Genomic DNA, 17,960 nt, shown 5'->3' with positions numbered 1-17,960 from the left:
AAGTTGTTCTGGACCGACTTCGTCAAAATTTCATTGGAAAATCCATTTTCCCCTTTAACTCTAGCCGCAAAAAAACCAGCATTCTGTGAAATTCAGAATGCTGGTTTTTTTGCTTAAACTTATTTAGTTTTGACGTCGCGTCCCAATTTAGGGAAGTGATATCTCTGGTTCAAGAAGTATCTGACAATAAAGGCTACAACGCCTAGAACAACGTATACTACTGGAGCCAAGGTCCGGTTATACTGACCTGGGATCAATGCAATCAACCCAAAAGCAACCATCCAAATTGCTACCAATTCTAGGGTCACGATAATACCACGACCCAATTTGTTCTTAGATTTTTTAGCATTATTTGGATCCATCATGACATAGAAGAATGCCAAACCGACCCCAGCGATAATTGAGGTCCCTAACAAGGTGATCCAACCGCCATTGACAGAAGAGCTCTTCTTATCAAAGAAACCAACTGCCGCATACAAGACACAGAACATGATAAACATGATCAATCCATTATCTAAGGCCATCAACCAAAAAGTTTTGCTAGTCGAACGCTTTTCCTTTTGCTGAGTCTGGCCGCCAATGATTTTTTCAGTGTATTCTGTGACTGAACCATACAATTTATTAGCGGTGATCCCGCTCTTTTGTTTGTTCAGCAATTCATGGTACACGTCATTTAAGACGGCTTCTTTTTTCTCTACATCATAGTTATATTCTTCCAAATTTTTATTTAAATGAAAGACAAAATCTTCATTTCGTTTGGTCAAACCAGCATATTCACCATCACGCATTGTTACCTCTGCATGTTCAAGATGCTCAGTTTGTTTTTGTGCAGCTTTCTCATTTTTTTCTCGAATCGTTTCTTTTGCCAAGAAAAGTCCTCCCATTCTCCTAGTCAAGCAATAATTCTAACCGCTCTGTTTTTGTAGTCGAGCTACTCAAGCCAAGGCTTTCCGCTTATCTAAGCTTGGCCTTCAATGCCTAAAACGCATTAAAGGTCAGGCTCCGATAATGCTCGAGAGTTAACCGCTTTGCTCCGCTCTGTTTTCTTAGTCGAGCTCCGTGAGGCAAGAGATTCCGCTTAACCTACTTTCACACTACAATGCTTGGAACCGCATTATAGTGTGAAAGCCTGTTAATGCTCATCTCTTAACCGCCTCACTCCGCTCTGTTTTGTAGTCGAGCTCCGTGAAACAGAAAGTTCCGCTTATCCAACTGAGACAGCACATCACTGAAAAACGTGATTTTCTGTCTCAGCCCGATAATGCTCGCTTTCTCCCGTTTCACTCCGCTCTGTTTTAGACATTGAATCTAAATTCAATAATGTCACCATCTTGAACTTCGTATTCTTTGCCTTCTGCGCGAAGTTTTCCGGCTTCCTTCACTGCTTGCAGACTGCCAAATTTATCCAAGTCTGCAAACGAAACTGTTTCTGCCCGGATAAAACCACGTTCAAAATCGGAATGAATCACTCCAGCAACTTGTGGCGCCTTCATGCCCTTCTTAAATGTCCAAGCACGAGTTTCCTTGCCGCCAGCAGTAAAGAAAGTTGCCAAGCCCAATAATTTGTAGGAAGCCTTAATCAAACGATCCAAGCCAGATTCTTCAACACCTTCAGCTTCTAAGAAGTCTTGCCGGTCAGCATCATCTAATTCAGCAATTTCTTCTTCTGTTTGTGCACAAACTGCCAAAGCTTCAGAGCCTTCACTTTCCGCAAAATCCTTGATTTCTTGGAAGTACTTGCTGACTTCTGGATCTGCCATATCGTCTTCAGCAATATTAGCGACATACAACACTGGTTTAGAAGTCAGTAAGAATAAGCCTTTGACAATTTTTTGTTCATCTTCGTTGAAATCCAAAGAGCGCACGGATTTACCGGCTTCTAGGACTGGCTTGATGCGTTCCAAAACTTTGAATTCAGCAATTGAATCCTTGTCCTTAGTTGTTCGTGCCACTTTTTCAACTTTAGTGTAGCGCTTATTAACAGCTTCTAAGTCGGCCAAAACTAGTTCTAAGTTAATCGTATCAATATCTTCTAAAGGTGCAATTTTATTGGAAACATGCGTAATATTGTCATCGTCGAAGGCCCGCACAACGTGCACGATCGCATCGACTTGGCGAATATTTTCCAAGAACTTATTTCCTAAACCTTCACCCTTGCTGGCACCCTTAACGATCCCTGCAATATCAGTAAATTCAAAAGTTGTATGAATAATTTTCTTTGCTGGTTCGATTTCATCGATCCGCTGTAACCGACTATCTGGTACTTCAACCATTCCCACGTTCGGGTCGATCGTAGCAAACGGATAGTTAGCCATTTCAGCGCCCGCTTTAGTAATTGCGTTAAATAATGTTGATTTGCCGACATTAGGCAAACCGACGATCCCTGCTGTTAATGCCATGGTCTAATTCCACTCTTTCTTGATTATTTTTTATGCTTAATTCCTGGTTTATTTATCCAAAACCTTTTTCATCCGCCGTTCAAATTCTTTACGCGGCAACATGATCAACCGGTTGCAGCCGGTACATTTAATTTTAATATCCATGCCCATCCGGACGATTTCCCAGCGATTAGTTCCGCATGGATGCGGCTTTTTCATTTCAACAAAATCATGTAAATCATACATTTTCTCACCTGCTTAATCTAACCGGATATCTAAAACATCTAAGATCCGGTTTAAATCGTCATTTGACAGATAATTAATTTCAATCTTACCCTTGCCAGACTTTTCATTTGCCTTAATGGCAACTTTCGTCCCAAACTTTTCACCTAACAGTTCGGCACTTTCCTTTAAAAATGGTGAGGCCTTTTTTGGACGAGGCTTAGCTTTCTTTTTCACATCGCCGTTTAATTCGGCCACCACTGCTTCTAACTGACGGACCGTTAGCTGCTGGTCGATCACTCGCTTGGCTAGTTCTTCAATTTTACTCTTGTCTTTTAAAGATAAGAGGGTCCGGGCTTGCCCCATCGCTAACTGTTGTTGCCGGATCAAAGTCTTCACTTTAGCCGGTAAACTTAACAACCGCAGATAATTGGCAATATATGAACGAGATTTACCTAAACGGTCAGCAACTTGAACTTGAGTTAGATCTAGGTTATTCATCAAAGTATTGTATGCTTCAGCTTCTTCGATCGGATTTAAGTCTTCACGTTGCAAGTTTTCCAGCACAGCCACTTCCATCATTTGTTGCTGGTCGACATCCCTGATAATAGCTGGGATCGTCTTTTTCTCAGCGAGTTTCGAAGCGCGAAAACGTCGTTCGCCCGCTACGATCTCATAGCCTTTCACCGTTGATGGTTTGACAATAATTGGTTGAAAAACCCCACTCTTTTGAATCGAATTCGCTAATTCCTGTAAACCAGCCTCATCAAAACTTTGCCGGGGTTGGTAGGGGTTCGGGCGGATCTCATTTAAGGCGATGTCACTGACAGTTTCATTTTCAGCCGCTTCTTCCTTAAAATCCGTAAATAAAGCTTCGATCCCGCGTCCTAGTCCCTTTGAACTTTTCTTTTTATTCACCATGGGCTGCTAAAACCTCCTTGGCTAAATTCATGTATTTCCAGGCACCACGCGAGTTTGGATCATATTCAATGATCGACATTCCATGACTAGGTGCCTCAGATAAGCGCACATTTCGTGGAATGATCGTTTGATAAACCTTGTCTTTGAAGAACTTGCGCACTTCTTCTACGACCTGGTTCCCCAGATTAGTCCGCTTGTCAAACATCGTTAACAAAACGCCTTCGATGTACAAGTTGGGATTAAAGTGTTTTTGAACCAGGTGAATCGTATTCATTAACTGGCTCAATCCCTCTAACGCATAGTATTCACTTTGGACCGGGATCAAAATGCTGTCACACGTGGTAAAAGCATTGATCGTTAACAATCCTAAAGATGGCGGGCAGTCGATCAAGGTATAATCATAATCATCCACGACTGGCAAAATTGCATCTGCCAAACGTTTTTCCCGCGCCATCTGTGAAGTTAATTCGATTTCAGCCCCAGAAAGTTGAATGGTAGCTGGGATCAAATCTAAGTTTTCTGTGTCTGTTTTGATAATAACATCTTCGACTGGGGTCTCATTGACCAAAATATCATAGATATCTTCTTCAATTTCGGACTTGCGAATTCCCAAGCCGCTAGTTGCATTGCCCTGGGCATCCAGGTCGATCAGGAGTACTTTTTGGCCTTTTTTCGCCAAAGCTGCTCCAAGGTTGATCGCGGTCGTTGTTTTACCAACGCCGCCCTTTTGGTTCGCTAATGCAATCACTACTCCCATTGCAACGATTCCCTCCTACTTCTTACTTGCTTTTTTAGGCTGTGTTTTTTCGTCTAACGGAATCTCGATTGTGATCCGGTGGACGCCATCAACGTCTTCTTCTGTTGTCTTGACCTTAATGCCGGAATCTTTGATCATTTTGACCGACTTTTTAATGGTGTTGACAGCCAGTTTAGTATTTCTAGCAGTGCCTTTAGTCTTAACTTTAGGCTTCTTGGTCTGCTTTTGAGGCTGGTTAACTTTTTGGACTAATTGTTCCGTTTCCTTGACAGACAGCTCATCTTTGACGATGTCTTCTAGGACCTCAACTTGTTTTTTTGCTGGTAAACTAACCAGGGCGCGACCATGTCGTTCAGTTAGTTGCCTTTGTAAAATTGCCCGTTGAACCTGGGAGTCCAACTTCAACAACCGCAGTTTATTAGCAACAAATGATTGACTCTTGCCAATCGCTTGTCCTAGTTGCCCTTGAGTTAAGCTATTTAACTCCATCAATCGTTTGTAAGCTTGAGCTTCTTCAATGGCTGTTAAACCTTCACGTTGTAAGTTTTCAATCACGGCCATCGAAGCTGATTCACTATCAGTCATCTTCCGCACAATTGCTGGGATCTTTTCCCAGTTTAAGGATTCAACTGCTTTAAACCGGCGTTCACCAGCAATAATTTCGAACTTTTGTGTTTCATACTCCCGCAAGATAATTGGCTGCAGTAGTCCATGTTCACGAATCGTTTCCGCTAGTTCTTGGATACTATCTTGGCTAAAAATCTTCCGTGGCTGAAAACGATTGGAAATAATGGCCTTAATTGGAACCTGTTGAATTTCTTCACCCCGGTGTGGGGTTTCTTGTGGTTTATTTTTACCAAAAAATGAAAATGCCATGCTTGGCCTCCTCGATTTTGTTAATTAAGCAGCTTTGAACTGCTCTTTTCCCTATGCTTCATGCTACTTTAACAATGGTAGTTTGCTTGGTGTTCCTGCTTTTCGTGGGTACTTCTTCGGTGATGTCTTTTGTTTTGCAATCACAATTGTATGTCTTTGTTCGTTGTCTTCTGGTAAAGTGGTTTCGAAATCAGCTTCTAATTTACCGCCCAAAGTTTGAATTGCATACTGAGCTTTAGCTAATTCTTCTTCAGCTTTTTGTGCTTTCAAAGCAACAAACTTCCCACCAACTTTAACCAATGGCAAACATAATTCTGTCAAAACTGGCAAATTAGCGACGGCTCGTGCGGTCACCACATCAAAACTTTCACGAGCTGGACTCTTTTTAGCACCAAAATCTTCGGCCCGCGCATGCACCAATGTCACGTCTGTTAACCCTAACGCCGCAACTAGTTCTTCTAAAAATTTGATTCGCTTATTTAATGAGTCAACAATGGTGACTTGCAAAGTTGGGAAAATAATTTTCAGTGGTAATGACGGAAAACCCGCACCAGCACCAACGTCACACAAGCTAGCTGCTTGTTCACGCAATTCCGGCACATCAAAAGCTGGGACCAGTGAGTCGTAAAAATGCTTGAGATACACTTCTTCTTCAGCAGTGATCGCGGTCAAGTTAACTTTTTGATTCCATTCTACTAGCAGCTGAAAATAAGTCGCAAATTGTTCTTGCTGTTTGGCTGTCAGTTCGATATTCTGTTGTTGTAATGTTTCTTTAAATTCTATTGGTGTCATAGGTATCCTCTTCGTTTCTTCTTGTGAAACACACACAATTCCATTAATGTTTCACGCACTTATTACAGTTTAATTTATTTACAAGCGAAATTCAACCTTTCACATGAAGAATAGGGTAACATATAATAGGAAAAGAACAGAATTTTTAACTCACAAATAAAGGTGGTCAATCGACTTGCAAGAAGCAAACAATCTTCACGAACTAATTGAACCGGTGGGGGACCGTTTGCCCCACATTTGGCAACAGCTCACCTACTACCAAGATGACCAATACCAAGAACAATTGACCCTATGTGTCCCGGCTAATTTAACTCAGCAGGCTCAGCCGCACTACCCGGTGATTTTATTTGCGGCTGACCCGCATGTTTCACGTTTAAGTGCGCTGTTGCAACTAACTAACAAGGGCTATGCCGTTGCGATTCTAGCGACTAGCGAGCTTCACCCGACTACCATCGCTAGTTTTAATTCAGCCGCGCGTTTTTTGATGCTGCATGCCTGGAAATATCAGCTTGACTCGAACCGCCTGATTGCGATGGGCGAAGGTCTAAGTGCATACGCTGCAGCCGGAGCAGTTTTAGCAACTGGCCAGCAAGAATTCAACCGTGAAGACGTTCATACCCTGCCGCTTAATTTCCGGGCTTGTATCACGCTTGCGGGCCAATTTGAATTACCGCACCAGCCTGCCTTACCTACTTTGCTAGGGAAACGCCGACTCGGTCCTTTTTTGTTACTGCATGGTACAGCCGATGAACAAGTACCTCTAAAACAAAGTTTAACTTTCAGCGCCTTTTTAACGGAGCAGCACGTCCAAAACGACCTCTACCAGCTCAAAGACTGTCCCCACGGTTCAGACGCTTTCTTTACTCCTTATGTAGTCGACCTGCTGGCTGCCTTCATTCGAGAGGCTACGAAAAAAGCAAAAAGTAATGGCAGTTAAATTGCTAGTGCGCACCAGCATATGCTATACTAGACCAAATTCAAATCGAAAAATAACGATATAAGGAGTAAGCTCAACCATGAACAGTGAACAACAACTAACCAAAATTTCGGAATATTCTCACGACCACATGACCCAAGACCGGACTGGCCATGGTTTTGATCATATTCGCCGCGTCGTGGCGATGGCCCGTAAACTAAGTACGACAGAAAATGCGAACCAACTTGTCACTTTAGCTGCCGCTTACTTGCACGATGTGATCGATGACAAACTAGTGGCTGACCCACAACAAGCTGTCACTGAATTAAGTGATTTTTTGGCTGAAATTGGAGTTTCACAGCCACAAACTGAGCAGATTCTCTTTATCATTCAAAATATGTCCTTTGCGCATACTTTAGATGGTCAAGCTGTCAAACTACCTCTGGAAGGTCAAATCGTTCAAGATGCTGATTGGCTTGATGCAATTGGCGCAATCGGTATCACCCGGGCAATTTATTTTGGTGGTCACCACTCTGAAAAAATTTACGATCCCCGGATCAGTCCTCGTGAATCAATGACTAGAGCTGAATACCGGAATTTAGACAATGAAACGATTATTAACCATTTTTACGAAAAATTACTCAAGATCAAAGACAAGCTCAACACTCCTAGTGCCCGTCAAATTGCGGAGAATCGGCAACAACATATGCTAGATTTTCTGGCAGAGTTTAAAGCAGAATGGAATGCTGAAAAATGATCACAGAGCGGAGCAAAGCGGGAGAAAGCGAGCATTATCGAAGCTCAAATAAAAAAGGGATGGTCCTAGTTTTTTAGGATCATCCTTTTTTGCCATACTGGTAATAATAATTTCAGTTTATTTTTCTGTCCAACCGCCATCGATCGGCACTACTGCACCATGAATATAGTCTGCCTGTGGTGACGCTAAGAATAAACTCAAGGCTGCAACTTCTTCCGGTTGTGCCCAACGTAAAGCAGGCGTTTGTGCAGCGACTTCCTTGGCCATCTGACCATCGCCAGCAAAATCTGCCTGATTCATCGGCGTATTAATTGCACCTGGTGCAACACAATTCGCCCGAATCCCTTGCCCAGCATAATCATAATCGAGTTGCTTGGTATAACCAATAATGGCATGTTTGGCCGCAGTATAGGCTGCGCCACCACCGCCAGCCACTAAGCCAGCAATCGATGCCATGTTAACGACCACTCCATGTCCCTGTTGCAACATTTGCGGTAAGCAAGCGTTACACAACAAAAACATGCTTTTTAAATTAGTGTCCATCACGTTATCCCACTGAGCAACCGTCGTTTCTAGCGAAGGACGGTAGGCATCTAAAATTCCCGCCGTATTTAACAAAATATCCACCGGACCAGTGGCGTTGACCTGCTCGACCAACTGAGTAATTTCAGTGGCGTGCCGCACATCACAGTGAACGAAAATAAAACTAGCGGGAAAATCCCTGGTTAATTTTTCAACTAACGGGCTTTCCTGCAGATCCGCCCCAAAGACTAGCGCCCCCTGTTCCAAAAACAAGCGTGCTTGCGCCTGACCAATGCCTGATGCCACTCCCGTCACCAGTACTCTTTGCCCGGCAATCGTTGTCCGTTCAGCCATTAGTCGACCAGTACCCAATCGTCCGCCAAAATATCACATGAATTTGGCATAAATTGTGATAACGCTGGGGTTTCCTTCGTTCTGATCAGAAAATATGGATTAACTTCTTCTCCGTGGAAACTATCACCGTTAACTACAAAAATATATTCTTCACTGCCACCCCATTCTTGGCGGATAGCTTTTTTTCCTGCTTTTAATTCAGGTAAAACTTTTTCAAATGTCAAACTTCTTCACTCCTATCTACTTTTTCTCGTATGTGCTGAATGTTGCTGGTACTCAAGCTCTCCCGGGTGACTCCGCTCTGTGTTTATTTAGTCAAATCAAAATGCTGGTTTAATAAGTAGGTCACTACAGCTCCAAGTGCCATGGCTAAAAACTCACCAATTCCAACTGTCAAGAAAGTCCACCAGAACGGTGCCTGACTGACCAAATGCAATTCCAGTGCCACACTCCATGACATTAATGTACAAACAACTACACTAATACATAACTTGAGCGGCACCGATTTAGTCTTCTGACTTAAAAACCAACTGATTGAAGTCATGACTACAGTCCCTAACGTGCCAAATACCACGTCAACTGTTCCCATTGATGACCAGAGATTAGCAATCAAACATCCTAAGGCCACCGCCCAAATATAACGCTTGTTAAAAACTGTCAGGTTATTGAGCATCTCTGACAAACGTAATTGAATCGGACCATAAGCCAATGGCAATAATGCCACAGTTAACACCACATAAAGAGCAGCCACTAAAGCTGTTTTAGTCAGCTCCGAGACTGCTTGTTGTGATTTTTCCATACGAAAAAGCCTCCTAGTTTTTTTAGGTGGGATGGTTACGAACCACCATGATTTTGTGGACTCAGCCACTAGCTATTAGTATACCCTACAACAATTTTAGGATGCAAGACTATATCTAATCACTTTAATTGTCCGCATATCATTTGTATGTTATAATGACGTCAAAACGGAGGAAGGAATGATTGAAATGACAACTAGTGCAACGACCATCCGACTTGATGATGAACTTAAAGCTAAACTAACAAAAGAATTAAGTGTTGCTGGTTTGAGTATCAATGCTTACTTTAACATGGCAGCGAGACAGTTGATCCTGCAAAAAAAGATTCCTTTTGAAATCCTGACAGAAACAGACGAACCAACAGAAAAAACCAGGCGTGCTTTAGTAGCAGCAGAAGCCAAGAAACTGGGAATCATTCCAGATGATGTTCCCGAATTTGATACTACACAGGATTTAAAGGACTTTTTGGATAGCTAAATATGTATAAACTTAAACCAGAACCACAATTTAAGAAAAATTTTAAACTAAAAAACTAGTAAAAATCGCACACCTTAACTTAGGTGCGATTTTTGCTAGTTTTTTGTGTTACTTAGCCTCTACTAAAACTCCGCCACTACATCCGGAACAGTCATCGTCTAAAACTTCTTTATTTTTCAGATACAACTAAACTTCTAACTCGTGAGCTGATAACTTTGCGCCAACAAAGCTGCTAACTCAGCACGCTCAACTTTAGCCAAGCGCACTGCCAACCAATGAGTTTTATTCATATGATACGCCGGCAAAAATTCCGGAAACTCACTTAAATTAGCGATAGTTTCCGGGGGTAACTTTAAATCTAAAATGTCTTCTTGTCCAGCACCTGGTAACCCCAGCTTGGCCTGTTCAACATTCATCACGATTGCGTACCACTTTTGGTTTGCAGAGTGACGTAAGACTGCATAAGTTGGGTTCTTTTTCCAGAGAAACTCTGGCTTAGTCTGGTATGTTTGTTGCACGAATGCAAAGACTTCTTCACGTTTGATTTTTCTTTCCACCTACCTGACTGTTCTATATACTAATAAGAAAGTTGGACTGAATATACGATACTTTGCCTTAAAGACGGACTAAACTCTGCTAAATCAACTAAACCAATCACGCCATCATTCACTAATCTGATCAATGCATATTCTAAATTAGACCGTCTCATGTCGACCATCACTCCAGGACTTTGCTGGTCCGCTTTGATTTGGCGATTTAGCGCCCAAAATTTTTCTTCAGGCTTGCCCTCTCCGCTTAACAACCGCACATACTTTTCGTTCAACAGTGTCATATAGGCTTTTTGCCAACCACCAATTTTGCTTTTGAACAGCTACCAGTCTTGGTTCGCCGTATTTTGCTCAGCCATCGTTGCCAACCTCCTAGAAACTTAATCAGCTATTTTACTGCTATTTTAGCATATCAACTTCAAAATTGGCCGGATGAACGACTCTCACAATTCCTCAACCAGTTTATTTATTTTTTTCTAAATAGTAATCAGGTCGTCTTTTCCTTAATAACAGTCAAATTTAGCCATTTTGTAAATAGTAATGGTTTCACTTAACCAAGCTAAGGCGCTTGACATCAAGCTTTATAACCTGTACGATTTATCGAAGTGATGATTTTTCTGCTGATTAAGTTAACAATTTTCAGAAAATTATTAACGCAGCAATTTAGACTAAATATTATTAAGGAAAGTAATGATCTTATGGAAAACATTCTTACAGTTTCACATCTCGACCTCAGAATTCCAGATCGTCTGTTGTTTTCTGACCTGAATTTTTCGTTTCCCAAAAATCAATTAACTTGTATTACTGGAGAAAACGGTGTCGGAAAAACTACTCTGATCAAGCACTTACTCAATGACCTCGAGCACAGCCGGAACCAACATGTTCAAACCAAACTAGACCGAAATAAGATTCAATACGTGCCTCAGTTACGGAATATTGATGACGATTATCCGTTATGTATCCGAGATTTTGTCGCTTTCGGCATCAAAAAACGGCGGTTACCGTGGAATTCTGGCAGAATCCGCCGTAAAATTGCGCTGATTTTGCAGGAAACTAAACTCACCAAAATTGCGGACCACCCTTTAGGCCACGCGTCTGGTGGTGAAAAACAGCGTGCCTATCTGGCACAGGCTTTATGCGCCGAACCCGAGCTATTGATCTTGGATGAGGCAACTGCTAGTTTAGACACAGTTTCCAAAAATTTTCTATTAAAAATGTTAAAAAATATTATGCAAAAAACTGATTTAACCGTGCTCTTCATTACTCATGATCCCGAACTGATTGCTAAGTACGGTGACTACGAGTTAAACTTGCACGACCACACCGCAACTTTAACTAAGAAGGAGGCCCAAAACTAATGTTAGCCTATCCTTTCATGCGTTACGCCTTGACCGCCGGCATCTTTATCGCCTTGATTTGTGCTTTTATGGGAGTCTTCGTGGTTGCACGGCAAACATCATTTTTTACCCATACATTATCTGAAATCGGCTTTTCCGGTGCCTCTTTTGGTGTTTTCATCGGTGTTTCGCCTTTACTTGGCATGTTGATTTTTACTTGTGCGAGCGGCTTACTAATTGGTCTTTCCGGCGAAAAAGTTGGCCGTCGTGAAGCTTCCATCAGTGTTTTTTCTGGTTTATTTCTAGGACTAGGAATTTTATTCTTATCCCTTTCTAAAAACCAGTCCAACTACGCTACCAGTATTTTATTTGGGAGTATCGTTGGGATCGACAAAACCAGCCTCTTGACTCTTGTTGTATTGAGTATCGTCTTATTAGTCGTTGTAACGCTCTTTTTCCGCCCACTTGCTTATAATTCATTTGATGCCCAGGGGGCCGAATACAACCAACGTTTTAACCAGCTGATTTCAATCGTCTTTTTGATTCTCTTAGCCCTAACGATCAGTATCACTGCGCAAATTGTTGGCTCACTGTTAATTTTTGTCCTGTTAACAATTCCGGCTCAAGCTGCCAAATACTATGTCCATACCTTAAACAAAATGATTGGTTTAACCTTCATCTTTGTTTTAGCAGGAGTTTGGCTTGGACTTTGGCTGAGCTTCGTGACCGACTGGCCGGTCAGTTTCTTTATTACAGTCATTGAAGCGCTCTTGTATGGGAGTGCCTTACTCAAACAAAAAATTAGCAACGCCCATAATTAACGTTCAAGCTGAAAGCAGCCCTGCAAAGCGGCTCCTTTCAGCTTTTTTGGTGAGCCCATTTATTTTTAAAAACTAGCTTACAAAAAATAAGTAAAAGTGCTAGCATTCTTCACCCACCTGTGGTATATTTAAGCAGTTAGGGGTAGGAACCATAACGTCAAGGGTCAGCGGAACGGAATGTGAACGCTGATTGAAGGGCCACCGTCATTGGCCCGCGCTATGATTTCCGCATTCACCAAAAATTTAATATTCTCGGTGCTTGTCTCCCCCTTAATCAGGCTGGTGCAACTTTGGCTTCAGCCTAAATATCAATTGGGAGATGTTTATTATGACGATACTATCTTGGAGTAGCCCGCGATTAACGACGCGGACTTTAACACTAACTGCTTTTCTAATTGCTTTAAATGTCGTTTTAGGAAAGCTTGCTGTCGGTTCAGAATCTCTGGTGAAGTTTAGTTTCGGTTTCTTGGGCACAATGTTACTGGGCTACTTTTTAGGGCCATGGCTGGGTGGGGTCGCAAAAATCTTGTACGACCTGATTGCCAACACCCTCTTAGCCACTAGTTCCCAGTTTTTCATCGGCTTTACATTGACAGCTTTTATTTCAGGTGTGATCGCCGGAATGTTTTTACACAACCACAAGATCACCTGGCAGCGGTTAGTCGCTTATGAAGCTGTACAAATGTTAGTCACGAATCTCTTTTTCAACACCTTATGGATTCATTTATTGTATCAGGCACCTTGGGCAGCTTTGATTGCGGTCCGCGGACCTAAGAACCTCTTGATGTTCCCACTAGAAGTTATTTTGGGATTAATGGTTTTACGATCTGTTTCTCGCTTAAAGCTCTCAGTCACTAAATAATTATTGAAATTAACCTAAACGTTGCAATTTTCTATGTTGCAACGTTTTTTTGGGTCTAAACTTTTTAGTGTTGATGAGTGTAGTGCTACTTATTTCTTTTTTTTCCGAGGGTTTTGTATTCAATGGCAACCAAAAGTCAATAATGATGTCTATTTTTTTATTAGCTTTGCCACTTTATCTTGATAAAGAAAAGAAGCAGAGAACCACTAAAAAAAGAACCTAGAAACAACGAGGGTCTTTTTAACGTGTTTAGAAGTTTTTTGGTGGTTGTTAGGGCGTAAGCCTTAACCGAGCGTAGCGAGCCTATCACTCGCTCTCTGAACGCAGTAAGCGAACAGTTAAGGTCATCTAACTTTAAGTAATCTGCTTAAACAGGTCTTTTCCTTGAAAAAAAGTTCTTGATCTTGAACTTGATTTTTTTTAATGCAGGCTTGCGCAGCAAGACGACCTTTAAGCTCTTAGTTCTTGAACTTAATCTTTTTTTATTTTGTGTGTTTCTCTGATTGTTTAAATCGGAACACAAATTTCTCTTTAAGTACTTTATATAATACTTTATTAATACTTTAAGTACTTAGGGAGGTTAGAATGCTTTTGTATCAATGTTTGTAGAGGTGTATCATAAGTAAAAAGTACACCTATCATAAGTAAAAAGTACACGAATGATAAGCAATTATTATGTTAATTATTGATTTTACTTATGATTTAGTTTATACTTATTAATATTAAGAAAGGAGTTCAGTTTATGGCAAACTATTTATTTAATAAAGACCGTAATTTTAACGATGATGTTGACGACCAAAGTTATTATTATGTCGTATCACATAACGATTTAATCACGAAAGCGAGCCATGATTTAACTGCAAGAGAACTGAAAATAATGGATTTTGTAATCTCTAAAATCAAACCTGATGACCGAGATTTTAACATTATTAATACTTCGCTTTATCAATTAGGGAAGTTGTTCGGATACAAAAGAAACGGGAAAAACTACTCTGATTTAGCTAAAGCCATCGGTACACTTCGAAAAAAAGAAGTTTTGATATTAGACGAACAAGAGCGAACCATTACGCAAACCGGGTGGGTTGAAAGTGCGAAATATCATGAGAATGGCCAAGTTGAGATTCGATTGTCTAGCGATCTGGCTCCCTATCTTCTGCAATTAAAGAGCGATTATACGCAATATCGTTTGTTTGATACAGTTCAACTCGACTCTAAATACTCGATACGCTTGTATAAATTGATGCGTGAAGCAAATAAAGACAAAGGTAAAACCTGTCCTACTTTACAGGCTAGTCCTAAAGAATTGATAAAAATGATGGGAGCACCTAAAAGCTATTCCTTTGGACAGTTCAATCAAAATGTTTTACAGCCTGCAATGGACGAAATCAATCTGAAAATCGACGATATGGACTTGGATATGCATAAAGGAACTCGTGGTCGAAAGGTCGTTCATCTCGAAATCTATAACCGTTTTTACCCACGAAAACCTAAATCTCATGATGAAACCATTGAGCCAGTACCAATGATTGACTGGACAGAAGACAAGAAAAACATATTACTTTGAAGAAAACGTCCAACTGAAATGTAAAGTGCAAAAATTACATATAGAGCTTTATTCTAAAAAGTAAACAGAAATGATATAATCAGTTACGTAAGGAGGTTTCAAGTATGTGCACTAGTATCGCAGTAGTAGATATTACTTTATCTCATTCATAATGAAAAAAATGGCAAGGAGAAGGTTATAATGAACCAGAAAAACCCAAAGGACACTCAAAATTTTATTACATCTAAAAATCATGTCAAAAATATACTAAAAAATACGAACATTACAGGACAGGACAAAATCATTGAGATTGGAGCAGGTAAAGGTCATTTCACTAGAGAATTGGACTTAATCAGTCAATCTGTTTTAGCGATTGAAATTGATGAAAAGTTAGCAAGGATTTCTCAACAAAAGATTGAAACATCAAATAATTCTAAAGTATTGACGATGGATTTCTTGCAGTTCGATTTTCCGAAAAACACTGACTATAAAATATTTGGAAATATACCATACAATATCAGTACAGATATTGTATGGAAGATTGCTTTTGAAAGTAATGCAAAATATAGTTATTTAATCGTTGAAAAAGGGTTCGCCAAGCGACTGAAAAATTTACAACGTGCTTTAGGATTATTACTGGCTGTTGAATTGGATATTAAGATCATTAAAAATCTACCACGAAGCTACTTTCATCCTAAGCCAAAGGTCGATTCTGTGTTAATTGTTTTGAAACGTCATCACCCTTTAATTGCTAAAAAAGATTATCCGCTCTATAAAAAATTTGTGTATAAATGGGTAAATAAAGAATACAAATCTTTATTTACGAATAATCAATTCAGAAGAGCAAAGCAATATGCTAAGCTTACAAATTTGACTGATTATTCCATTGAACAATTTATCTCAATTTTTAATAGTTACAAATTATTTCAGTAAATTAAAGTAATAAAGCGTTCTCTAATTTCACAAGAGAACGCTTTATTCTTCCTAAAAATTTTCAATATTTATTAATAAATCGGTTGTTTTAAAAGTAGGCATCCGTTATTGCAATAAGATCAGCCTAATTAAGAGAAGTTTCTATTACTATTATAAAAAATAAAAAACTCACCCCCTGACGAAAGTCTAAGGGGGTTTTTTTATTTTATTTTGTGGCAAATCAAATTAGAAAATTTGGCACAAAACAGCACTTAAAAATGAAGCGAAAACGGACGAAGTCCAAGCGAAATTTTTCTTGGCTGCAAAGCAGACAAACGCTCTTGATCTTGACCTTAGCCGACTGCAAGTCTCCTCGAAGAGCGTTTAGAGTGTTTTGATGGTAGCGAAGCGAACGTCAAAACCTCTAAAACGTTACCTTTTGACAAAAGGTAAGCAAAACCGGTATAGTGCAAGCAACAAAGACTTAAAAAGGGGGTTCTATAAATGGTTAAAATGTCAGCTAGTTTTGTCAAAGGAACGGCAACATCAATCAAACATAATAACCGAGATTTTAAAGAAAAAGACTGGGAAACAAAATACCATAATCACATCAATCGAGAACGAGAAAAGGATAATAAATATTTGCAATCGACTCCCATTCGAGAGAAATATGACGAGCTTTTTGGCGAAGAAGTGGAACGATATAATGCCACTCAAAAAAGAAAAGATAGAAAAATTGATGATTATTTCGACAAAGTAAAAAATGACAAAACGCTAAATACGCAGTATGAATTCATTGTACAGGTGGGAACGAAAGATGATTTTGATTTGTATTCAAATTATAAAATTGCGAACGAAATTTTAGAAGAATACACAGAAAATTTTGAAGATCGAAACCCCCACTTGAAAATTTATAACGCTGTGATTCACAACGATGAAGCAAGCCCACACTTGCATTTGAACGTTATTCCAGTTGCTGAAGGCTACAAACAAGGCATGAGGAAGCGTCCAGCATTTAATAAAGCCATTGAAGAACAAGGGTTTGAACGAACTGGCGATTCTCGTCAAGTGTTTAGAGATTGGCGTAATAGTGAGTTGTCCGAGATTGAAACGTTGATGAACAAGCGTGAAATCGAGCGTGTAAAGGTTGGAACGAATAGCATTCAGTCTATGCCAGAATATAAAAAAATTAAAGGAGAGTTAGAAGACAAAAAAAACGAGTTAGAGCGTACAAAAAGTGAAGTCGTTGCATTAGCAGGCGACACGTCGAAAAAGGCAGACATAAGCAAATTAGGTGCTAAATACGAAACAAAGACAGTAAAGGTGCCAAGTGGTGAATTTATTGGAAAAGGGAAACTTAAATATGAATTTAAGAAAAATGAAGAACAAAAGACAGGAAACGTTGTTATACCAAAGCAGAAATTAGATAAATTCTTACAAGACCACGATGACTTATATAAGGCGAACCAGCGATTGAAACGCTACGTTGAAACAGATCTTCCAAAAGAAAATAAAGAGCTAATCGATGATTATAACGATTTAAGACACCGTTTTAACGTGAATGTGGACGACTATAACGACCTTTTAGAACAAAAAAGAAGTCTTGAAAAAGAAAATAAAACATTAAAAGATACGGTAAAATCACTCAAAAAGGAAATCGGCAGTATCTATCTGAACGTAAAAGATGCTTTTAAACGAATTCTAGGTGACTCTAAGCAACTTAAAGATGTTTTAAAGGGAATTACTCACGAAATATCTAAAAACGCTCCTAGGGGAGAATTTGAGCGTTTAAACGAAAATGAAAATAAACAGGAAAGAACGAGAAGTCGTGGAATGAGCCGATAAATTGTAATTTCTCTTTAAAACGTTGTTGTGGTGGCGTTTCTGAGACGATTTCAGATTGATTGATGCATAGTTAATCATCTAAAGTTGCCAGAAATGTTGTGACAGCAACGTTTTTTTGTTCATAATTAATCTATAAATAACTGCAAATAAAAACTAAATGACAAGGAGATTAGGTTATGACAATCACAGGTACAACAGTTGTAAAAGGTGTTTTAGTGTTGATGAGTTGATCATCAGCACTTTTTTTCTACGCAAAAAGGACATCATTTGTCCTCGTGTGCTACGATTAAAGTGTCTAATTAAAATCAAAGCGAGGTATAAAT

Annotated in this window: 21 protein-coding genes and 2 riboswitches; of the genes, 9 read left to right on the top strand and 12 right to left on the bottom strand. The window is 39.8% G+C overall.

All coding sequences use genetic code 11. From position 1 onward, the window contains the following. Positions 1-119 precede the first annotated feature (119 nt). The 7 genes from LPAF129_RS06120 to rsmG form a co-directional block, all read right to left on the bottom strand. Positions 120-869: a DUF1129 family protein gene (locus LPAF129_RS06120; protein WP_244055277.1), complete on the bottom strand. Its 750-nt coding sequence runs from the start codon at positions 867-869 to the stop codon at positions 120-122. A gap of 426 nt (positions 870-1,295) precedes the next feature. Continuing rightward, positions 1,296-2,399, bottom strand: coding sequence for a redox-regulated ATPase YchF (ychF, locus tag LPAF129_RS06115; protein WP_244055276.1), 1,104 nt, complete (start codon positions 2,397-2,399; stop codon positions 1,296-1,298). A gap of 48 nt (positions 2,400-2,447) precedes the next feature. Further along, positions 2,448-2,624 (bottom strand): DUF951 domain-containing protein, encoded by a 177-nt coding sequence (locus tag LPAF129_RS06110; RefSeq protein WP_244055275.1) that lies wholly within the window; start codon positions 2,622-2,624, stop codon positions 2,448-2,450. Positions 2,625-2,636: 12 nt separating this feature from the next. After that, a complete protein-coding gene (locus LPAF129_RS06105; RefSeq protein ID WP_244055274.1) occupies positions 2,637-3,521 on the bottom strand; it encodes a ParB/RepB/Spo0J family partition protein in 885 nt (294 codons plus the stop codon). Then, positions 3,511-4,278, bottom strand: coding sequence for a ParA family protein (locus tag LPAF129_RS06100; RefSeq protein ID WP_244055273.1), 768 nt, complete (start codon positions 4,276-4,278; stop codon positions 3,511-3,513). The genes LPAF129_RS06105 and LPAF129_RS06100 overlap by 11 nt, the downstream gene beginning before the upstream one ends. A gap of 15 nt (positions 4,279-4,293) precedes the next feature. Next, positions 4,294-5,154: a nucleoid occlusion protein gene (noc, locus tag LPAF129_RS06095; protein ID WP_244055272.1), complete on the bottom strand. Its 861-nt coding sequence runs from the start codon at positions 5,152-5,154 to the stop codon at positions 4,294-4,296. A 63-nt stretch (positions 5,155-5,217) separates the two neighbouring features. Beyond that, positions 5,218-5,946 (bottom strand): 16S rRNA (guanine(527)-N(7))-methyltransferase RsmG, encoded by a 729-nt coding sequence (gene rsmG / locus LPAF129_RS06090; RefSeq protein WP_244055271.1) that lies wholly within the window; start codon positions 5,944-5,946, stop codon positions 5,218-5,220. Positions 5,947-6,121: 175 nt separating this feature from the next. On the opposite strand from rsmG, the gene LPAF129_RS06085 reads away from it, so the two are divergent. Beyond that, a complete protein-coding gene (locus LPAF129_RS06085; RefSeq protein ID WP_244055270.1) occupies positions 6,122-6,883 on the top strand; it encodes an alpha/beta hydrolase family protein in 762 nt (253 codons plus the stop codon). Positions 6,884-6,962: 79 nt separating this feature from the next. Further along, the gene (locus LPAF129_RS06080) at positions 6,963-7,619 is read left to right on the top strand and encodes an HD domain-containing protein (protein WP_244055269.1); all 657 of its coding nucleotides are present in this window, start codon (positions 6,963-6,965) and stop codon (positions 7,617-7,619) included. 117 nt (positions 7,620-7,736) lie between these two features. Here the strand turns inward: LPAF129_RS06080 and LPAF129_RS06075 are convergent, their stop codons facing one another. The 3 genes from LPAF129_RS06075 to LPAF129_RS06065 form a co-directional block, all read right to left on the bottom strand. After that, positions 7,737-8,495, bottom strand: coding sequence for a 3-oxoacyl-ACP reductase (locus LPAF129_RS06075; protein WP_244055268.1), 759 nt, complete (start codon positions 8,493-8,495; stop codon positions 7,737-7,739). After that, complete coding sequence (locus LPAF129_RS06070; protein ID WP_244055267.1) at positions 8,495-8,719, bottom strand: DUF2829 domain-containing protein; 225 nt, start codon at positions 8,717-8,719, stop codon at positions 8,495-8,497. Before LPAF129_RS06070 ends, LPAF129_RS06075 begins: the two co-directional genes overlap by 1 nt. An 83-nt stretch (positions 8,720-8,802) precedes the next feature. After that, positions 8,803-9,294 carry a QueT transporter family protein gene (locus LPAF129_RS06065; RefSeq protein ID WP_244055266.1) on the bottom strand — a complete coding sequence of 164 codons (492 nt, stop codon included), beginning with the start codon at positions 9,292-9,294 and terminating at the stop codon, positions 8,803-8,805. A gap of 7 nt (positions 9,295-9,301) precedes the next feature. Then, a riboswitch (PreQ1 riboswitch) is annotated at positions 9,302-9,346 on the bottom strand. A gap of 135 nt (positions 9,347-9,481) precedes the next feature. On the opposite strand from LPAF129_RS06065, the gene LPAF129_RS06060 reads away from it, so the two are divergent. Further along, the gene (locus LPAF129_RS06060; protein WP_244055336.1) at positions 9,482-9,769 is read left to right on the top strand and encodes a type II toxin-antitoxin system RelB/DinJ family antitoxin; all 288 of its coding nucleotides are present in this window, start codon (positions 9,482-9,484) and stop codon (positions 9,767-9,769) included. Between the two features lie 194 nt (positions 9,770-9,963). Here the strand turns inward: LPAF129_RS06060 and LPAF129_RS06055 are convergent, their stop codons facing one another. Together LPAF129_RS06055 and LPAF129_RS06050 are read right to left on the bottom strand one after the other, a co-directional pair. Further along, on the bottom strand, positions 9,964-10,326 hold the full coding sequence (locus LPAF129_RS06055; protein ID WP_244055265.1) for an MmcQ/YjbR family DNA-binding protein: 363 nt from the start codon (positions 10,324-10,326) through the stop codon (positions 9,964-9,966). A gap of 20 nt (positions 10,327-10,346) precedes the next feature. Then, positions 10,347-10,601, bottom strand: coding sequence for a multidrug transporter (locus tag LPAF129_RS06050; RefSeq protein WP_244055264.1), 255 nt, complete (start codon positions 10,599-10,601; stop codon positions 10,347-10,349). A gap of 414 nt (positions 10,602-11,015) precedes the next feature. On the opposite strand from LPAF129_RS06050, the gene LPAF129_RS06045 reads away from it, so the two are divergent. From LPAF129_RS06045 to LPAF129_RS06020, 6 genes are all read left to right on the top strand, one after another. After that, the gene (locus LPAF129_RS06045; protein ID WP_244055263.1) at positions 11,016-11,675 is read left to right on the top strand and encodes a metal ABC transporter ATP-binding protein; all 660 of its coding nucleotides are present in this window, start codon (positions 11,016-11,018) and stop codon (positions 11,673-11,675) included. Continuing rightward, entirely contained in the window at positions 11,675-12,475 is an 801-nt protein-coding gene (locus tag LPAF129_RS06040; RefSeq protein ID WP_244055262.1) for a metal ABC transporter permease, read from the top strand. Before LPAF129_RS06045 ends, LPAF129_RS06040 begins: the two co-directional genes overlap by 1 nt. A gap of 136 nt (positions 12,476-12,611) precedes the next feature. Continuing rightward, a riboswitch (THF riboswitch) is annotated at positions 12,612-12,715 on the top strand. A gap of 88 nt (positions 12,716-12,803) precedes the next feature. Further along, positions 12,804-13,337: a folate family ECF transporter S component gene (locus tag LPAF129_RS06035; protein ID WP_244055261.1), complete on the top strand. Its 534-nt coding sequence runs from the start codon at positions 12,804-12,806 to the stop codon at positions 13,335-13,337. A gap of 742 nt (positions 13,338-14,079) precedes the next feature. Then, positions 14,080-14,901, top strand: a complete 822-nt coding sequence (locus LPAF129_RS06030; RefSeq protein ID WP_133147653.1) for a replication initiation protein — start codon at positions 14,080-14,082, stop codon at positions 14,899-14,901. Positions 14,902-15,081: 180 nt separating this feature from the next. Then, positions 15,082-15,813 (top strand): 23S ribosomal RNA methyltransferase Erm, encoded by a 732-nt coding sequence (gene erm, locus LPAF129_RS06025; protein ID WP_166083556.1) that lies wholly within the window; start codon positions 15,082-15,084, stop codon positions 15,811-15,813. A 483-nt stretch (positions 15,814-16,296) separates the two neighbouring features. Beyond that, positions 16,297-17,637, top strand: a complete 1,341-nt coding sequence (locus LPAF129_RS06020) for a plasmid recombination protein (RefSeq protein WP_180808089.1) — start codon at positions 16,297-16,299, stop codon at positions 17,635-17,637. Positions 17,638-17,960: the final 323 nt, after the last annotated feature.

It is taken from the genome of Ligilactobacillus pabuli (assembly GCF_022836475.1).
GTDB classification, from domain to species: Bacteria; Bacillota; Bacilli; order Lactobacillales; family Lactobacillaceae; genus Ligilactobacillus; species Ligilactobacillus pabuli.
Note: the sequence above shows the minus strand (reverse complement) of the source record. Positions and strands in the feature narration are given on the sequence as shown.